13 protein-coding genes are annotated in these 13,367 nt (G+C 70.7%); 3 read left to right on the top strand and 10 right to left on the bottom strand.

Translation table 11 applies throughout. The features are described from left to right. Positions 1-102 precede the first annotated feature (102 nt). The 4 genes from rsmA to U874_RS0107775 are packed head-to-tail and all read right to left on the bottom strand — an operon-like array spanning position 103 to position 4,026. A complete protein-coding gene (gene rsmA / locus U874_RS0107790) occupies positions 103-984 on the bottom strand; it encodes a 16S rRNA (adenine(1518)-N(6)/adenine(1519)-N(6))-dimethyltransferase RsmA (RefSeq protein ID WP_025133979.1) in 882 nt (293 codons plus the stop codon). After that, complete coding sequence (locus U874_RS0107785; protein WP_025133978.1) at positions 981-1,886, bottom strand: TatD family hydrolase; 906 nt, start codon at positions 1,884-1,886, stop codon at positions 981-983. The genes rsmA and U874_RS0107785 overlap by 4 nt, the downstream gene beginning before the upstream one ends. Then, positions 1,883-3,493 carry a methionine--tRNA ligase gene (gene metG / locus U874_RS0107780; RefSeq protein ID WP_025133977.1) on the bottom strand — a complete coding sequence of 537 codons (1,611 nt, stop codon included), beginning with the start codon at positions 3,491-3,493 and terminating at the stop codon, positions 1,883-1,885. Before metG ends, U874_RS0107785 begins: the two co-directional genes overlap by 4 nt. A 41-nt stretch (positions 3,494-3,534) precedes the next feature. Further along, positions 3,535-4,026 carry an OsmC family protein gene (locus U874_RS0107775; protein WP_025133976.1) on the bottom strand — a complete coding sequence of 164 codons (492 nt, stop codon included), beginning with the start codon at positions 4,024-4,026 and terminating at the stop codon, positions 3,535-3,537. Positions 4,027-4,082: 56 nt separating this feature from the next. Between U874_RS0107775 and U874_RS0107770 the strand changes: the two genes are divergently transcribed. Then, positions 4,083-5,468 carry an aminotransferase class III-fold pyridoxal phosphate-dependent enzyme gene (locus tag U874_RS0107770; protein ID WP_025133975.1) on the top strand — a complete coding sequence of 462 codons (1,386 nt, stop codon included), beginning with the start codon at positions 4,083-4,085 and terminating at the stop codon, positions 5,466-5,468. Positions 5,469-5,875: 407 nt separating this feature from the next. On the opposite strand, the gene U874_RS15670 is transcribed toward U874_RS0107770, so the two are convergent. Next, entirely contained in the window at positions 5,876-6,691 is an 816-nt protein-coding gene (locus U874_RS15670) for a TetR/AcrR family transcriptional regulator (protein ID WP_025133974.1), read from the bottom strand. 114 nt (positions 6,692-6,805) lie between these two features. Here U874_RS15670 and U874_RS0107760 point away from each other — a divergent pair, with 114 nt between their 5' ends. Together U874_RS0107760 and U874_RS0107755 are read left to right on the top strand one after the other, a co-directional pair. Next, on the top strand, positions 6,806-7,753 hold the full coding sequence (locus U874_RS0107760) for an ABC transporter ATP-binding protein (protein ID WP_029987950.1): 948 nt from the start codon (positions 6,806-6,808) through the stop codon (positions 7,751-7,753). Next, the gene (locus tag U874_RS0107755) at positions 7,750-8,625 is read left to right on the top strand and encodes an ABC transporter permease (protein ID WP_025133972.1); all 876 of its coding nucleotides are present in this window, start codon (positions 7,750-7,752) and stop codon (positions 8,623-8,625) included. Before U874_RS0107760 ends, U874_RS0107755 begins: the two co-directional genes overlap by 4 nt. 224 nt (positions 8,626-8,849) lie before the next feature. On the opposite strand, the gene U874_RS0107750 is transcribed toward U874_RS0107755, so the two are convergent. From U874_RS0107750 to U874_RS0107730, 5 genes are all read right to left on the bottom strand, one after another. Beyond that, entirely contained in the window at positions 8,850-9,734 is an 885-nt protein-coding gene (locus U874_RS0107750; protein ID WP_025133971.1) for a PP2C family serine/threonine-protein phosphatase, read from the bottom strand. A 29-nt stretch (positions 9,735-9,763) separates the two neighbouring features. Further along, entirely contained in the window at positions 9,764-10,561 is a 798-nt protein-coding gene (locus U874_RS0107745) for a YaaA family protein (protein WP_025133970.1), read from the bottom strand. A 107-nt stretch (positions 10,562-10,668) separates the two neighbouring features. Continuing rightward, positions 10,669-10,929, bottom strand: a complete 261-nt coding sequence (locus U874_RS0107740; protein ID WP_025133969.1) for a F0F1 ATP synthase subunit epsilon — start codon at positions 10,927-10,929, stop codon at positions 10,669-10,671. 3 nt (positions 10,930-10,932) lie between these two features. After that, positions 10,933-12,396 (bottom strand): F0F1 ATP synthase subunit beta, encoded by a 1,464-nt coding sequence (gene atpD / locus U874_RS0107735; protein WP_025133968.1) that lies wholly within the window; start codon positions 12,394-12,396, stop codon positions 10,933-10,935. Between the two features lie 24 nt (positions 12,397-12,420). Beyond that, positions 12,421-13,311, bottom strand: a complete 891-nt coding sequence (locus tag U874_RS0107730; RefSeq protein ID WP_025133967.1) for a F0F1 ATP synthase subunit gamma — start codon at positions 13,309-13,311, stop codon at positions 12,421-12,423. Positions 13,312-13,367: the final 56 nt, after the last annotated feature.

The following is a 13,367-nucleotide window of genomic DNA, read 5'->3' as shown; positions in this document are numbered from 1 at the left end:
TTTCTCCTGCTGGATTGGAGGGGTTCGGGTGCGGTGGGCGCGGGCCCGCGGGCGCAGGCTTGGGGCCGGGGCCCGTGCGACGGGCGCGGTGCGGGCGCCCCGCTACGCCCGGGCGATCGCCAGGTAGTCGTCGATGCTGAGCTGCTCTGCGCGAAGCGTCGGGTCGATCCCCGCCGTCTCGATCGTCGCGACGGCGGCATCGAGCGGGCCGAGCACGGCCTGGAGCGACTGCCGCAGCATCTTCCGACGCTGCGCGAATGCGGCGTTCACGAGTGCGAAGGTGCGGTCGCGCTCGGCGACCGTGCCGCGCGGCTCGGCGCGGCGCTCATAGCCCACGAGCACCGAGTCGACGCCGGGCACGGGCCAGAAGATGCGGCGGCTCACGGTGCCCGCGATCCGCCACGGACCGTACCATGCGGCCTTCGCGCTCGGTGCGCCGTACTCCTTGCTGCCCGGCTGCGCGGCGATCCGGTAGCCGACCTCGGCCTGCACCATCACGAGCCCGCCGCGCAGCTCGGGGATGAGCTCGAGGAAGTGCATGAGGATCGGCACGGAGACGTTGTAGGGCAGGTTCGCCACGAGCAGCTCGGGCGGAGCGGGGAGCTCGGCGAGCGTCTCCGCCGTCACCTCGAGGGCGTCGCTGCGCACCACGCGGAAGCGCTCCGCGGCGTCCGGCTGCATGGTGCGCACGGTCGCCGGGAGCTCCGCGGCGAGGCGGTGGTCGATCTCGACGGCGGTGACGTCGGCCCCCGCCTCGGTGATGCCGAGCGTGAGCGAGCCGAGCCCGGGCCCCACCTCGATGACGCGGTCGCCCGCCTCCACCCCGGCCAGGCGCACGATCTTGCGCACCGTGTTCGGATCGATCACGAAGTTCTGGCCGAGTTTCTTCGTCGGCGAGACGCCGAGCCGCTCGGCGAGCTCGCGCACCTCGGCCGGGCCGAGCAGTGCGGGGGCCTCGCCCGAGCCCGATGCGGCCCCGCTCACGCGGACACCTCCTCGGGATCCCAGGAGCCGTAGACGCGCTCGGTGTTGGCGGCGATGCGGGTGCACAGCTCGTCGAGGGGCATTTCGAGGGTCTCCGCCATGCGGCGCACGGTGACGGGGAGGAGGTACGGCGCGTTCGGCCGGCCGCGGTGCGGCTCGGGGGTGAGGAACGGCGCGTCGGTCTCCGCGAGGACGAGCTCGGGGCGCGCGACCGTCAGCGCCTCGCGCAGGGCGGGGGCGTTCTTGAACGTCGTGGTGCCCGCGAACGACATGTACCAGCCGTGCTCGTTGCAGATCCGCGCGAGGCGCGTGTCGCCCGAGAAGCAGTGGAACACCGTGCGCTCGGGGGCGCCGACGCGCAGCAGGGTCGCGACGACCTCGTCGTGCGCGTCGCGATCGTGGATCTGCAGCGCGATCCCGTTCGCCTTCGCGATCTCGATGTGCGTTTCGAACGCCTCGATCTGCGCCTCGCGCCCGTCCTCCCCCGTGCGGAAGAAGTCGAGCCCGGTCTCGCCGACCGCGCGCACGCGGGGCTCCGCCGCGAGGCGGGAGATCTCCGAGAGGTGCGCGCTCAGCTCGCCGCGGGCGAAGAGCTTGGGCGCCTCGTTCGGGTGCAGCGCGACGGCCGCGAGCACGCGCGGGTCGCTCGCCGCGAGCTGGGCGCTCCAGCGGCTCGTCTCGAGGTCGGTGCCCACCTGCACGACGCCGCGCACGCCGACCGCCTCGGCCCGCGCGAGCGAGTCGAGGGGTTCGAGCTGGTCGATGCCGTCCTCGAATTCGAGGTGCGTGTGGTTGTCGTACAGCGGCACGGGCAGCGGCTCGGGCGAGGCCGGGCGGGTGAGATCCCGCCCCGGTGCGCCGACCCGCTTCCGCAGGCCGGGCGCGGGGGTCTCGGCGGTCACTGCGCGGCACCGCCCGTGGTCGGCGTCTCCGCCTCGATGCGCGGGAACAGGACGGCGAGCGCGTGCTGCTGCGCGCCGACGGGGAGGCGTCCCCAGGTGCCGGCCTCGCGGATCGGCTGCGCGGTGAGGGCACCGAGCGCTTCCTCCGCGCCGAGCGCGGTCCAGAGTTTCCCGGTGGCCTCGGGGATCACGGGGGCGAGCAGCTCGGCGAGCACGCGGAGCCCCTCGCTCGCGGTGAAGAGGACGGTGCCGAGGCGACCGCGCTGCGCGGGATCCTTCGCGAGCGCCCAGGGCTCCTGCTCGGTGATGTAGCCGTTCAGCGCGTCGACGAGCTCCCAGACGGCCGCGATGGCCTCGTGGATCGCGAAGCCCTCGATCTTCTCGTCCGCGCGGCGCGCGACGCTCGCGGCGAGCTCCCGGATCGCGGCGTCCGCAGCCGTCTCCTCGCCCGCCTCGGGCACGCGCGACTCGAAGTACTTCGCGTTCATCGCGAGCACGCGGCTCGCGAGGTTGCCGAAGCCGTTCGCGAGCTCGGCCTGGTAGCGGGCGGCGAGATCCTCCCAGCTGAAGGAACCGTCGTGCCCGAACGACACGGCGCGCATGAAGTAGTAGCGGAACGCGTCGGCTCCGAAGGTGTCGGTGATCTCGTTCGGGGCGATGCCCGTGAGCTTCGACTTCGACATCTTCTCTCCGCCGACGAGCAGCCAGCCGTGCGCGAACACGTTGGTGGGCACCTCGAGGCCCGCGGCCATGAGCATCGCGGGCCAGATCACCGCGTGGAAGCGGAGGATGTCCTTGCCCACGATCTGCACGGCGGGCCAGTGCTGGAGCTCCGCGGCCGGGTCGGCGGGGTTCGCACCGTAGCCGCGGGCGGTGATGTAGTTGAGCAGCGCGTCGAACCACACGTAGGTGACGTGCGAGGAGTCCCACGGGATCGGGATGCCCCAGTCGAACGACGTGCGCGAGATCGAGAGATCCTCGAGGCCCTGCTGCACGAAAGCGATGACCTCGTTGCGCGCGCTCGCGGGCTGCACGAACTCGGGGTGCTCCTCGTACAGCGCGAGGAGACGGTCCTGGAACGCGCTCATCTTGAAGAAGTAGTTCTTCTCCTGGAGCAGTTCGAGCGGCTTCGAGTGGATCGCGCAGACCTTCTCGCCCGCGAATGCGCCCTCGCCGTCGACGATCTCGCTCTTCGGCTTGAACTCCTCGCAGCCCACGCAGTACAGCGCCTCGAACTCGCCCGCGTACACGTGGCCGTCGTCGTAGAGCTTCTGCAGGAACGTGGCGACGCCGGCCTCGTGCCGCGCGTCGGTCGTGCGGATGAAGTCGTCGTTCGAGATGTTGATCGTGTCGAGGAGCGGCTTCCAGGCCGACTCGACGAGGCGATCGGCCCACTCCTTGGGCGCGACACCGTTCGCGGTCGCCGTGCGCAGGATCTTCTGGCCGTGCTCGTCGGTCCCCGTCAGGAAGTACGTGTCGTCGCCCGCCTGGCGGTGCCAGCGCGCGAGCACGTCTGCGGCCACCTCGGTGTACGCGTGCCCGATGTGCGGGGCATCGTTGACGTAGAAGATGGGGGTGGAGACGGAGAACGACGGGGTCTTGGGCATGCCCACCAGTCTATTCGTTCGGCGGGGCGTTCTGCCCCGTGTTACAGCCCGCGCGATCCGGCTTCCCCGGCGACGAGGATCTCGGGCTCGTGGTGCACCGGGAAGTTCACGGAGTTCGCGATGAAGCAGACCTTCCGCGCCTCGGCGTGCGCGGCGCGGGCGGCCTCGACCATCGACGGATCCGCGACCGTGACGCGCGGGCGCAGCACCACCTCCTCGAACGCTCCCCCGAGGCCCGCCTGGCGCATGGCGCCCGTCGCGGCGTCCTCGTAGGCGGTGACGACGACGCCCGCGCGCACCGCCATATGGAGGTACGAGAGCATGTGGCACTGCGCGAGCGCGGCGACGAGCAGCTCCTCGGGGTTCCAGCGCTCGGCGTTGCCGTGGAACGTCGGATCCGCCGACCCCTCGAGCGGCGCCTTGTCTGCCGCGTGGATGAGGAGCTCGCGCCCGTAGTCGCGATACCCGCTCGTCCCCGAGCCGCGGTTCCCGACCCACTCGACGCCGACCCGGTACTCGTGCAGATCCTTCATGGGATCAGGGTAGCGCTCACCCCGCCCGCACGGGAGCCGGGAGTAGTATCGAAGCCATGACCGAAGGCACCATCGAAGCACCTGTCAGTTCCGAGGCGTCGCAGCAGGAGACCACCGTCCCCCAGCAGCGTCGCGTCGTCACCGAGATCCCGGGGCCGCGCTCCCAGGAGCTCCACGCCCGCCGCCAGGCCGTCGTGCCGCCCGGGGTGCACAGCGTGCTCCCGGTCTACATCGAGCGCGCGCACGACTCGATCCTCGTCGACGTCGATGGCAACCACATCATCGACGTGTGCGGCGGCATCGGCGTCACCACGATCGGGCACACCGACGACGCGGTCGTCGCAGCGGCGACGGCGCAGCTGCAGAAGGTGACGCACACGCTCTTCACCATGACCCCCTACGAGCCCTACGTGCGCGTCGCCGAGTACCTCGCGAAGCACGTCCCCGGTTCGACCGAGGCGGCCCCCTACAAGACGCTGCTCATGAACTCCGGCGCCGAGGCCGTGGAGAACGGCGTGAAGATCGCGCGCAAGTTCACCGGCCGCCCCGGCGTCGCCGTGCTCGAGCACGCGTACCACGGCCGCACCATGCTCACCTCGAGCATGAACCACAAGGGCGCGCCCTACGCGCTCGGCTACGGCCCCCGCGCCGGCGACATCTACAAGGCGCCGAACTCGTACCCGCTGCAGGACGGCCTGAGCGGCGCCGAGGCCGCGGCGCGCACCATCGCGCACCTCGAGAAGACTGCTGGCGCCGAGGATCTCGCGTGCCTCGTGGTCGAGCCGATCCAGGGCGAGGGCGGCTTCATCGTCCCCGCCGACGGCTTCCTCCCCGCGCTCGCCGAGTGGTGCCGCGCGAACGGGATCGTGTTCATCGCCGACGAGGTGCAGGCCGGCATGGCCCGCACCGGCACCGTCTTCTCGATCGAGCAGTTCGGCGTGCAGCCCGACATCGTGCTCTCCGCGAAGGGCATCGCCGGCGGCCTCCCGCTCGCGGGCATCACGGGTCGCGCCGAGATCATGGACAAGTCGCAGCCCGGCGGCCTCGGCGGCACGTTCGGCGGCAACCCCGTCTCGTGCGCGGCGGCGGTCGCCGTCTTCGAGCAGATCGAGGCGCAGGATCTCCTCGCCGAGGCGCAGCGCATCGAGCGCGTCTTCGGGGCGGGCCTCGAGCGCCTGAAGGCCGCCCACCCGGCGATCGCCGAGGTGCGCGGGAAGGGCGCCATGCTCGCGATCGAGGTCGTGCAGCCCGGCACCCTCGAGCCGAACGCCGATCTCGTCGCCCAGGTGATCGCCTTCGCCGCACAGCAGGGCGTGCTCCTGCTGAGCTCGGGCATCCACAACCAGGCGATCCGGTTCCTGCCCTCGCTCAAGATGACGGACGAGCTGCTCGAGGACGTCGTGAGCGTGCTCGACGCAGCCTTCACGGCCGCGGGCGCCTAACCCCGCAGCGCGGGCGCGAGCCCCGCAGCGCGGGCCGCGGAGCTCTCCCGCGGCCCGCAGTGCGAACGCCCGGTCTCTTCGGAGACCGGGCGTTCGCGCGTATGCGGGGCTTCGCCGGGGATCGGGCGCCTCGTTCTTCTGCCCGCGCCCTCCCCGTTGCCCGGCTCCCTGGATCCCGTTTCCCCCTCCCATTTCTCGGAGAAATCAGAAATCTCGGACGCTCGCTCCGGATCTTGCTCCGAGAAATCAGATTTCTCCGAGAATTTGGGGGGGGGCAGCGCGGAGTTTGGGGGCAGCGCGGAGTTCGGGACGCCGAGCAGCCAAGCGGGCACCGCGGAGTTGAGACGCCACCGCAGAGCTCTGGGCGCACCGAGGAGCCCGGGGCGCTCAACCCGCCCGTGCGCGCCTCAGGAACGTTCGTCGCGCGGCTCCGCGATCCCCGCGAGCAGCGCGCGCAGCGCGATCACCGAGAACCGAGCTTCGTCGCGCGCGAGCACGCGCGCGTCTGCGGCGGGCCCCGCAGGGAGGCGCTCGTCCGCACGCGCCAGGGCGCTGATGAGCGCGGCGCTCAGTTCGCGCACCTCCTCGCGGTGCTCCGGCACCCGTCGCCCGAACAGGAGCGCCTCGACGCCGAGCGTCGCCGCCGCGACGAGCTCGCTCCGGGCGCGCACCGGATCGAGCAGCGCCTCACCCGAGGTTCCCTCGTCAACGCGCTCGCCGTCCGGGCCCGCCGATCCGTCCCGCGATCCGGAACCGCCGTCCGCCTCGGCCCCGCTCGCGACCGCGGCGCCGTCCACGCCGAGCGCCTCCGCCGCTGCGAGCGCGCCCTCGATGCGCTCGACGGTGTTGCGCACCGCAGCGAGGAACACCTGCTCCTTCGAGCCGAAGTGACTGTACACCGCGCCCTTCGTGAAGCCCGCGGCCTGGGCGATGTCCTCCAACGAGACCCCCGAGAAGCCGCGCTCGGCGAAGAGCCGCGCGGCCTGCACGAGGAGCTGCTCGCGCGTGCTCATCGGCTTGGCGCGCTGCTCGACCCACGCGGTCGCCTGGGCGAGTGCCTGCGCGGCTGCAAGGAGTCCCTTCGTGACGCCGCTCTCCGCCGACGCCCCCGCCACCCCGAGGCTCTGCCCCAGCTGACCAGCGGCCTCGGCCAGCGCCTGCGCGGCGTCGCGCAGCTTCTGCTCGCCGCCGGGGACGCCGGATCCACTCTGCCGTGATGCCATGCCAGCAGTCTAGCGCGCTCCGGCCCGAAAGATACCGGCCGGAATGGGGCTTGCGCTTCAAGATACTGATGAGTATGTTTCATACCGATCAGTATCTTGAATGAGGAGGCACTCATGTCCGCGTCAGCACTCACTCCCCCGGTCCTGGAGGTGGAGCAGCTCGTGAAGCGGTATCGCGGGCGCAGCACCCCGGCGAACGACGGCATCACCCTGACCGCCCGCGCCGGCCGCGTGCTCGGCGTGCTCGGCCACAATGGAGCGGGGAAGACGACGCTCGTGAATCAGATCGTCGGCCTCCTCCGCCCCGACTCGGGCGAGATCACCGTCGCGGGCATCGATGCGGTCTCCCACCCCGCACGCGCTCGCGCGCTCGTCTCCGTGCAGGCGCAGGCGAACGTGCCGATCACCGGACTCACGCCGCGCACGGCGATCGAACTCGTCGGCAGGATCCGCGGGGGCGGCCGCGCCGAGGTGCGATCCCGCACGTCCGAGCTCCTCGACGCCCTCGATCTCGGCCCCTGGGCCGACACCCCTGCGCAGAAGGTGTCCGGAGGCGTTGCCCGGCTCACCGCGTTCTGCATGACCGTCGTGCAGCCGGGCGCGCTCGTGATCCTCGATGAGCCGACGAACGACGTGGATCCCGCGCGCCGCCGCCTGCTCTGGGATGCCATCCGCGCCACTGCGGACGCGGGCGCCGCGGTGCTCCTCGTGACGCACAACGTGCGCGAGGCCGAGCGTGCCGTCGACGAGCTGATCGTGCTCGACCGCGGGCGCACGCTCGCCGCGGGCTCCCCCGCACAGCTCACGGCGCACCTCAGCGAGCAACTGCTCCTCGAGCTCGACGGGCCGCGCCTGCCCGCACTGCCCGCCGGGCTCATCGCGCTCGCGAGCGGCCCGAACCACACCACCGTCGCGGTCCCGGCAGCGCGCGGAGCCGAGGCGGTCGAGTGGGCGCAGCGGGAGGTGCAGGACGGGCGCATCGAGCGCTTCGCTCTCACACCACCATCGCTCGAGGACGCGTACCTCGAACTGGTCGGCGCCGAGTCGGAGGCCGCAGCGTGAGCGCCGCGGCAGTGACCGGGCCGCGATCCGAGCGGGGATCCGACGTGACCGCGGGATCCGGGAGCCCTGAGCGCGGAACCGATCGCCCGGGGCGCGATGCCGGGCGCCCGGGGACTGGAGCCGGACGGCGAGACCGGGGTGCCGGGATCGCGAGCGCGCGATTCCTGCTCGTCTGGCAACTCCGGCGTCAGGCGGAGTTCCTGCCGCTCATGATCGTCGTGCAGACCGCGCTCGCGGTGTCGACCGTGCTGGGCTACGGGATCCTCATCGGCGATGTGCAGCCCGAGGCCGCACTCTTCCTCGCAACGGGAGCGCCGACAATCACGCTGATCACGGTCGGCCTGGTCATGACGCCACAGCTCATGGCGCAGGCGCGCACCGAGGGCAGCGCGGACTGGCTCCGCACACTCCCGGTGCCACGTGCGGCCTTCCTCGTCGCCGACCTCACCGTCTGGACGCTGCTCGCCCTCCCCGGGCTCGTGCTCGGCGCGCTCGCCGGGGCCTGGCGCTACGACATCGCCTACTCCGTGCAACCGTGGATCGTGCCCGTGGCGCTGCTCATCTCACTGACGGCGGCCGCGATCGGCTACGCCTTCGCGGTGCTGCTCCCGCCCGTCGTGGCGCAGCTGCTCACGCAGTTGCTCGTGTTCCTCCTGCTGCTCTTCTCCCCCGTGAGTTTCCCCGCGGAGAATCTGCCCGAGTGGTTGCGCTCCGTGCACACCGTGCTGCCGATCGAGCCGATGGCCAACCTCATGCGAGCCGGGCTCGCCGGAAACGACTTCACGGCGAGCGGGCAGGATCTCCTCACCGTACTCGCCTGGTGCACCGCCGCGGTCGTGGCGGCGATCCTCGCGCTCCGCCGCCGCGGCTAGGGGGCGCCGGGCCGTTCGCCCGCGTTGCCGCGCTGCGCCCTCGCATCTCTCGGAGAAATCTCGAATCTCGGAGATTTCTTCCGGAATGAGCTCCGAGAAATCAGATTTCTCCGAGAGTTCGGAGGGCACCCAGGAACGCCACCCCGAGAGGTCGGAGGGCACACCGCGGAAAGCCACCCCACGAGATCGGGGGCGCACCACGGGAGACTGCGCCGCGAGGCGCGCTACTCGGCGGTGGGAACGCGCACCGGCTCCGTGTCGACCTCGGGGTCCTCGAGCTCGGCCAGGTCGATGCCCGCCGACTCGACGCTGCCCGTGTCGATCACGTCGCCCACGGCGTGCACGTCGATGACGATCGCGGTCACGTTGTCGCGGCCCGCGTTCTCCACGGCCTGCTGCACGAGCGTGCGGGCGGCGGCCTCTGCCGTGGGCTGCGTCGCGAGGAAGTGCTGGATCCCGATGTCCGTGAGCTCCTTCGTGAGCCCGTCGGAGCAGATGAGCAGTCGCTGCCCGGCGATGAGCGCCAGCGAGGTGTAGTCCGGGATGGGGGCCTCGTTGAAGCCCACGGCGCGCGTGATCACGTTGGCGTGCGGATGCGTCTCCGCCTCCTCCTCGGTGATGGCGCCCGTGTCGATGAGGTGCTGCACGACCGAGTGATCGACGGTGATCTGGCTGAGCGCGCCCTTGAAGTACTGGTAGACGCGGGAGTCGCCGATGTTGAAGACGGTCCAGGACGGAGCTTCGGATGTGCTGAGGCACACGCCCGTGACGGTGGTGCCTGCGCCAAGCTCGGTCTCGCCCGCGTCGAGCTCGATGTCGTCGACCGCGTCGGAGAGGAGGGAATCGATGTCCGTTTCGAGCACAGTCTCGTTGCCGCCGAGCTCCGCGAGCCGGCGCACGACGGCGGCGGAGGCGACCTCACCGGCCGAGTGGCCCCCCATGCCGTCGGCCACCGCGAAGATGGGCGGGGCCGTGACGTAGCTGTCCTGGTTCGTCTCGCGGCGTCGACCCACATCGGTCGCACCGGCCCAGGAGAGCTCGATCTCGAGCTCGGAGTCGGGACGGTAGCGCAAACGGCGCCGGGAGCCATTCTCCCCGCGCACGGTCACCGCTTCCACCTCATCAGCACCCGAGTATCCTACCGCGCCCGCGCGGCACTCGGCGACGCGGCCCCCGGCGCACCGAGCTCCGTAATGAGCGTCAGTTCGCGCGCAGCCTCGTCCGCGTGGAGTTCGAGGCCCTCCTCTGCGGCCCAGTCGAGCACCTCCGAGACCTCGGAAAAGCGGGCGCCGGATCGGGCGAGTCGCCGCACGAGGTCGCCCTTCGCGGCCTTGTTGAAGTGGTTCAGGGCGCGCACCGCGCCGTCGGCGCCGCGCTGCGAGACGTTGAGGAACCAGCCGGTGCCGCGGGGCACGGGCGCGAGCGCGACGTAGTCCTTGGAGCGGAGGTCGAGCACCAGGCCGAGTTCGCCCCACGGGAGCTCCGCGTGGGCCGCACCCCAGACGCGCTTGAGCGGCGCCCCGAGCTCGGGCAAGCGCGAGCCGGCGGAGAGCCGGTAGGCGGGGATCTGCTCCCCCGCGCCGATGAGCCCGAACAGCGCCGACTGCACGGCGACGTGCGCGTCGAGCCAGTCGCGCGCGTCGGCGTCGAGCGAGCCGGCGTCGAGCGCGTCGTAGAGCACGCCCGTGTACCGCTCGATCGCGGGGAGCACGCCGCTCTCCCCGAGTACGAGATTGTGCTCGCGCTCAGCCCGGTTCTTCACACCGAGCTTGAGCGCCGCGGCCGCCGCCTCGGGATCCGTGCTCAGCTCGACGAGCGCGTCGCGCACGGCAGCCCGGGCGGCGCCGAGGGCGGCGTCGTGCCGGAGCGTCTCGGGGGCGAAGCGCCCGGATCCGCCGGGCCGTTTCGTCTCGGACGGTGGGAGCAGGATCAGCACAGGACCTCCTGGGTCGGCCGGGCGATGAGCGGGTGGAGACGGCTCGAGGCCGGGCAGCACACCCCGAGGGGTGGCCGTCCGGCCTCGAACACGCGGGAGGCGGCTCGCTAGGCGAGCGTCGCCTTGCCGGCCACGATGGTCACGGTGTCGTGATCCACGGAGAGGAACCCGCCCTCTGCGTCGACCGTCACCTGCTCACCGCTGCCAGTGGTCACGCGGACCTCGCCCGCACCCAGCAGCGCCAGGAGGGGTTCGTGGCCCGCGAGAATGCCGATCTCGCCCTCGACCGTCCGTGCGACGACCTGGGAGGCAGCGCCCGTCCAGACCTCACGGTCGGCCGAGACGACACTCACGTTGAGCGAAGCCATGGCTTAGGCCATGTCCTTCTGCATCTGAGCCCACTTCTCCTCGACGTCGCTGATCCCGCCGACGTTGAAGAACGCCTGCTCGGCAACGTGGTCGAACTCGCCCTTGGCGATGGCGTCGAACGACTCGATGGTCTCCTTGAGGGGAACCGTGGAGCCCTCGACACCGGTGAACTTCTTCGCCATGTAGGTGTTCTGCGAGAGGAACTGCTGGATGCGGCGTGCGCGTGCCACGGTGATCTTGTCCTCTTCGGAGAGCTCGTCGACACCGAGGATCGCGATGATCTCCTGGAGCTCCTTGTTCTTCTGGAGGATCTGCTTGACCGTGGTGGCCACGCGGTAGTGGTCCGCGCCCAAGTAGCGGGGATCCATGATGCGCGAGCTCGAGGTCAGCGGGTCGATCGCGGGGTACAGACCCTTCGACGCGATCTCACGCGAGAGCTCGGTGGTCGCGTCGAGGTGCGCGAACGTGGTGGCGGGAGCCGGGTCGGTGTAGTCGTCCGCGGGGACGTAGATCGCCTGCAGCGAGGTGATCGAGTGACCGCGGGTCGAGGTGATGCGCTCCTGGAGGATGCCCATCTCGTCGGCGAGGTTCGGCTGGTAGCCCACAGCGGAGGGCATGCGGCCGAGCAGCGTCGAGACCTCGGAACCGGCCTGCGTGAAGCGGAAGATGTTGTCGATGAAGAGCAGCACGTCCTGCTTCTGCACGTCACGGAAGTACTCGGCCATGGTGAGGGCCGAGAGCGCGACGCGGAGACGGGTCCCCGGCGGCTCATCCATCTGGCCGAACACGAGCGCGGTCTTGTCGAAGACGCCGGCCTCGTCCATCTCGTGGATGAGGTCGTTGCCCTCACGGGTGCGCTCGCCCACACCGGCGAACACGGACACGCCGCCGTGATCCTGCGCCACGCGCTGGATCATCTCCTGGATGAGGACGGTCTTGCCGACGCCGGCGCCACCGAACAGACCGATCTTGCCGCCCTGCACGTAGGGGGTCAGGAGGTCGATCGACTTGATGCCGGTCTCGAAGAGCTGCGTCTTCGACTCGAGCTGGTCGAAGGCCGGCGGGGTGCGGTGGATGCTCCAGCGCTCGCCCACCTCGATGGTCTCGCCCTCGGGGAGGTTGAGCACATCGCCGGTGACGTTGAAGACCTTGCCCTTGGTGATGTCGCCGACGGGGACGGTGATCGACGAACCGGTGTCGAAGACCTCCTGGCCGCGGACGAGGCCGTCGGTGGGCTTCAGCGCGATCGCGCGGACGAGGTTGTCGCCGAGGTGCTGAGCAACCTCGAGGACGAGCTTCAGCGGCTCCTGGCCGTCACCGAAGTCGATGGTGGTCTGGAGCGCGTTGTAGACAGCGGGGATCGCGTCGTGCGGGAACTCGATGTCGACGACGGGGCCGGTCACGCGGGCAATGCGCCCGGCAACCTGTGCGGCAGCCTCAGTCGCCACAGCGGCGGATTCGGTCATGATTCTCTCTCTTCGTGCTTCAGATTAGCTTGACAGCGCGTCAGCGCCGCCGACGATCTCGGAAATCTGCTGGGTGATCTCGGCCTGGCGAGCGTTGTTCGCGAGGCGGGTGTAGTCGCGGATCAGCGTGTCGGCGTTGTCGCTCGCCGACTTCATCGCCTTCTGGGTCGCGGCGTGCTTCGCAGCAGCGGACTCCAGCATCGCGTTGAAGATGCGCGATTCGATGTACGCCGGAAGCAGCTGCTCCAGAACGAGATCGGGCTCGGGCTCGAACTCGTACAGCGGCGCGGGCTCGTTCGTCGGCTCGGCGACGCCCTCGACCACCTGCAGCGGCAGCAGGCGGTGAACCTCGGGGACCTGGCTCACCATGCTGACGAAGCGGTTGTAGACGAGGTGCAGCTCCTGAGCGCCGCCCTCGGAGGCCTCGCGTCCGAAGACCTCGAGGAGTGCCTCGGCGACCTCCTTGGCGGTCTCGAAGGTGGGGTTCTCGGTGTCACCGGCCCAGATGCGCTCGGAAGCGCGGCGGCGGAAGGCGAAGTAGCCCTGCGCCTTGCGTCCGATGAGGTAGTAGACGACGTCCTTGCCCTCGGCGCGGAGCAGCTCGGAGAGCTCTTCGGCCTCACGCAGCACCTGCGAGTTGAACGCGCCGGCGAGGCCGCGGTCCGAGGTGAAGATCACGACTGCTGCGCGCGTGACCGTCTCGGCCTCGGTGAGCAGCGGGTGATCGGTGTTCGAGTGCGTCGCAACGGCCGAAACGGCGCGGGTGATCGCGGTGGCGTAGGGCGTCGAAGCTTCGACGCGGGCCTTCGCCTTCTGAATGCGAGAGGCTGCGATCAGCTCCATCGCACGGGTGATCTTCTTGGTCGTCTGGGCAGAACGAATCTTCTGCCGGTAGACCCGAAGTTGCGCTCCCATGTCTCTCCTGTAGTGGTCGGGGCTAACTGATCAAGTGGTGGTGCCGGTGGGGGCGC

The sequence above is a fragment of the Leucobacter sp. PH1c genome, from assembly GCF_000633415.1.
GTDB lineage: Bacteria > Actinomycetota > Actinomycetes > Actinomycetales > Microbacteriaceae > Leucobacter.
Note: the sequence above shows the minus strand (reverse complement) of the source record. Positions and strands in the feature narration are given on the sequence as shown.

Coding starts and splice junctions, on each gene's coding strand:
- U874_RS0107770 (WP_025133975.1), top strand. CDS start 4,083: ATGACCGAAGGCACCATCGAAGCACCTGTCAGTTCCGAGGCGTCGCAG.
- U874_RS0107760 (WP_029987950.1), top strand. CDS start 6,806: ATGTCCGCGTCAGCACTCACTCCCCCGGTCCTGGAGGTGGAGCAGCTC.
- U874_RS15670 (WP_025133974.1), bottom strand. CDS start 6,691: ATGGCATCACGGCAGAGTGGATCCGGCGTCCCCGGCGGCGAGCAGAAG.
- U874_RS0107775 (WP_025133976.1), bottom strand. CDS start 4,026: ATGAAGGATCTGCACGAGTACCGGGTCGGCGTCGAGTGGGTCGGGAAC.
- U874_RS0107740 (WP_025133969.1), bottom strand. CDS start 10,929: ATGGCTTCGCTCAACGTGAGTGTCGTCTCGGCCGACCGTGAGGTCTGG.
- metG (WP_025133977.1), bottom strand. CDS start 3,493: ATGCCCAAGACCCCGTCGTTCTCCGTCTCCACCCCCATCTTCTACGTC.
- U874_RS0107730 (WP_025133967.1), bottom strand. CDS start 13,311: ATGGGAGCGCAACTTCGGGTCTACCGGCAGAAGATTCGTTCTGCCCAG.
- atpD (WP_025133968.1), bottom strand. CDS start 12,396: ATGACCGAATCCGCCGCTGTGGCGACTGAGGCTGCCGCACAGGTTGCC.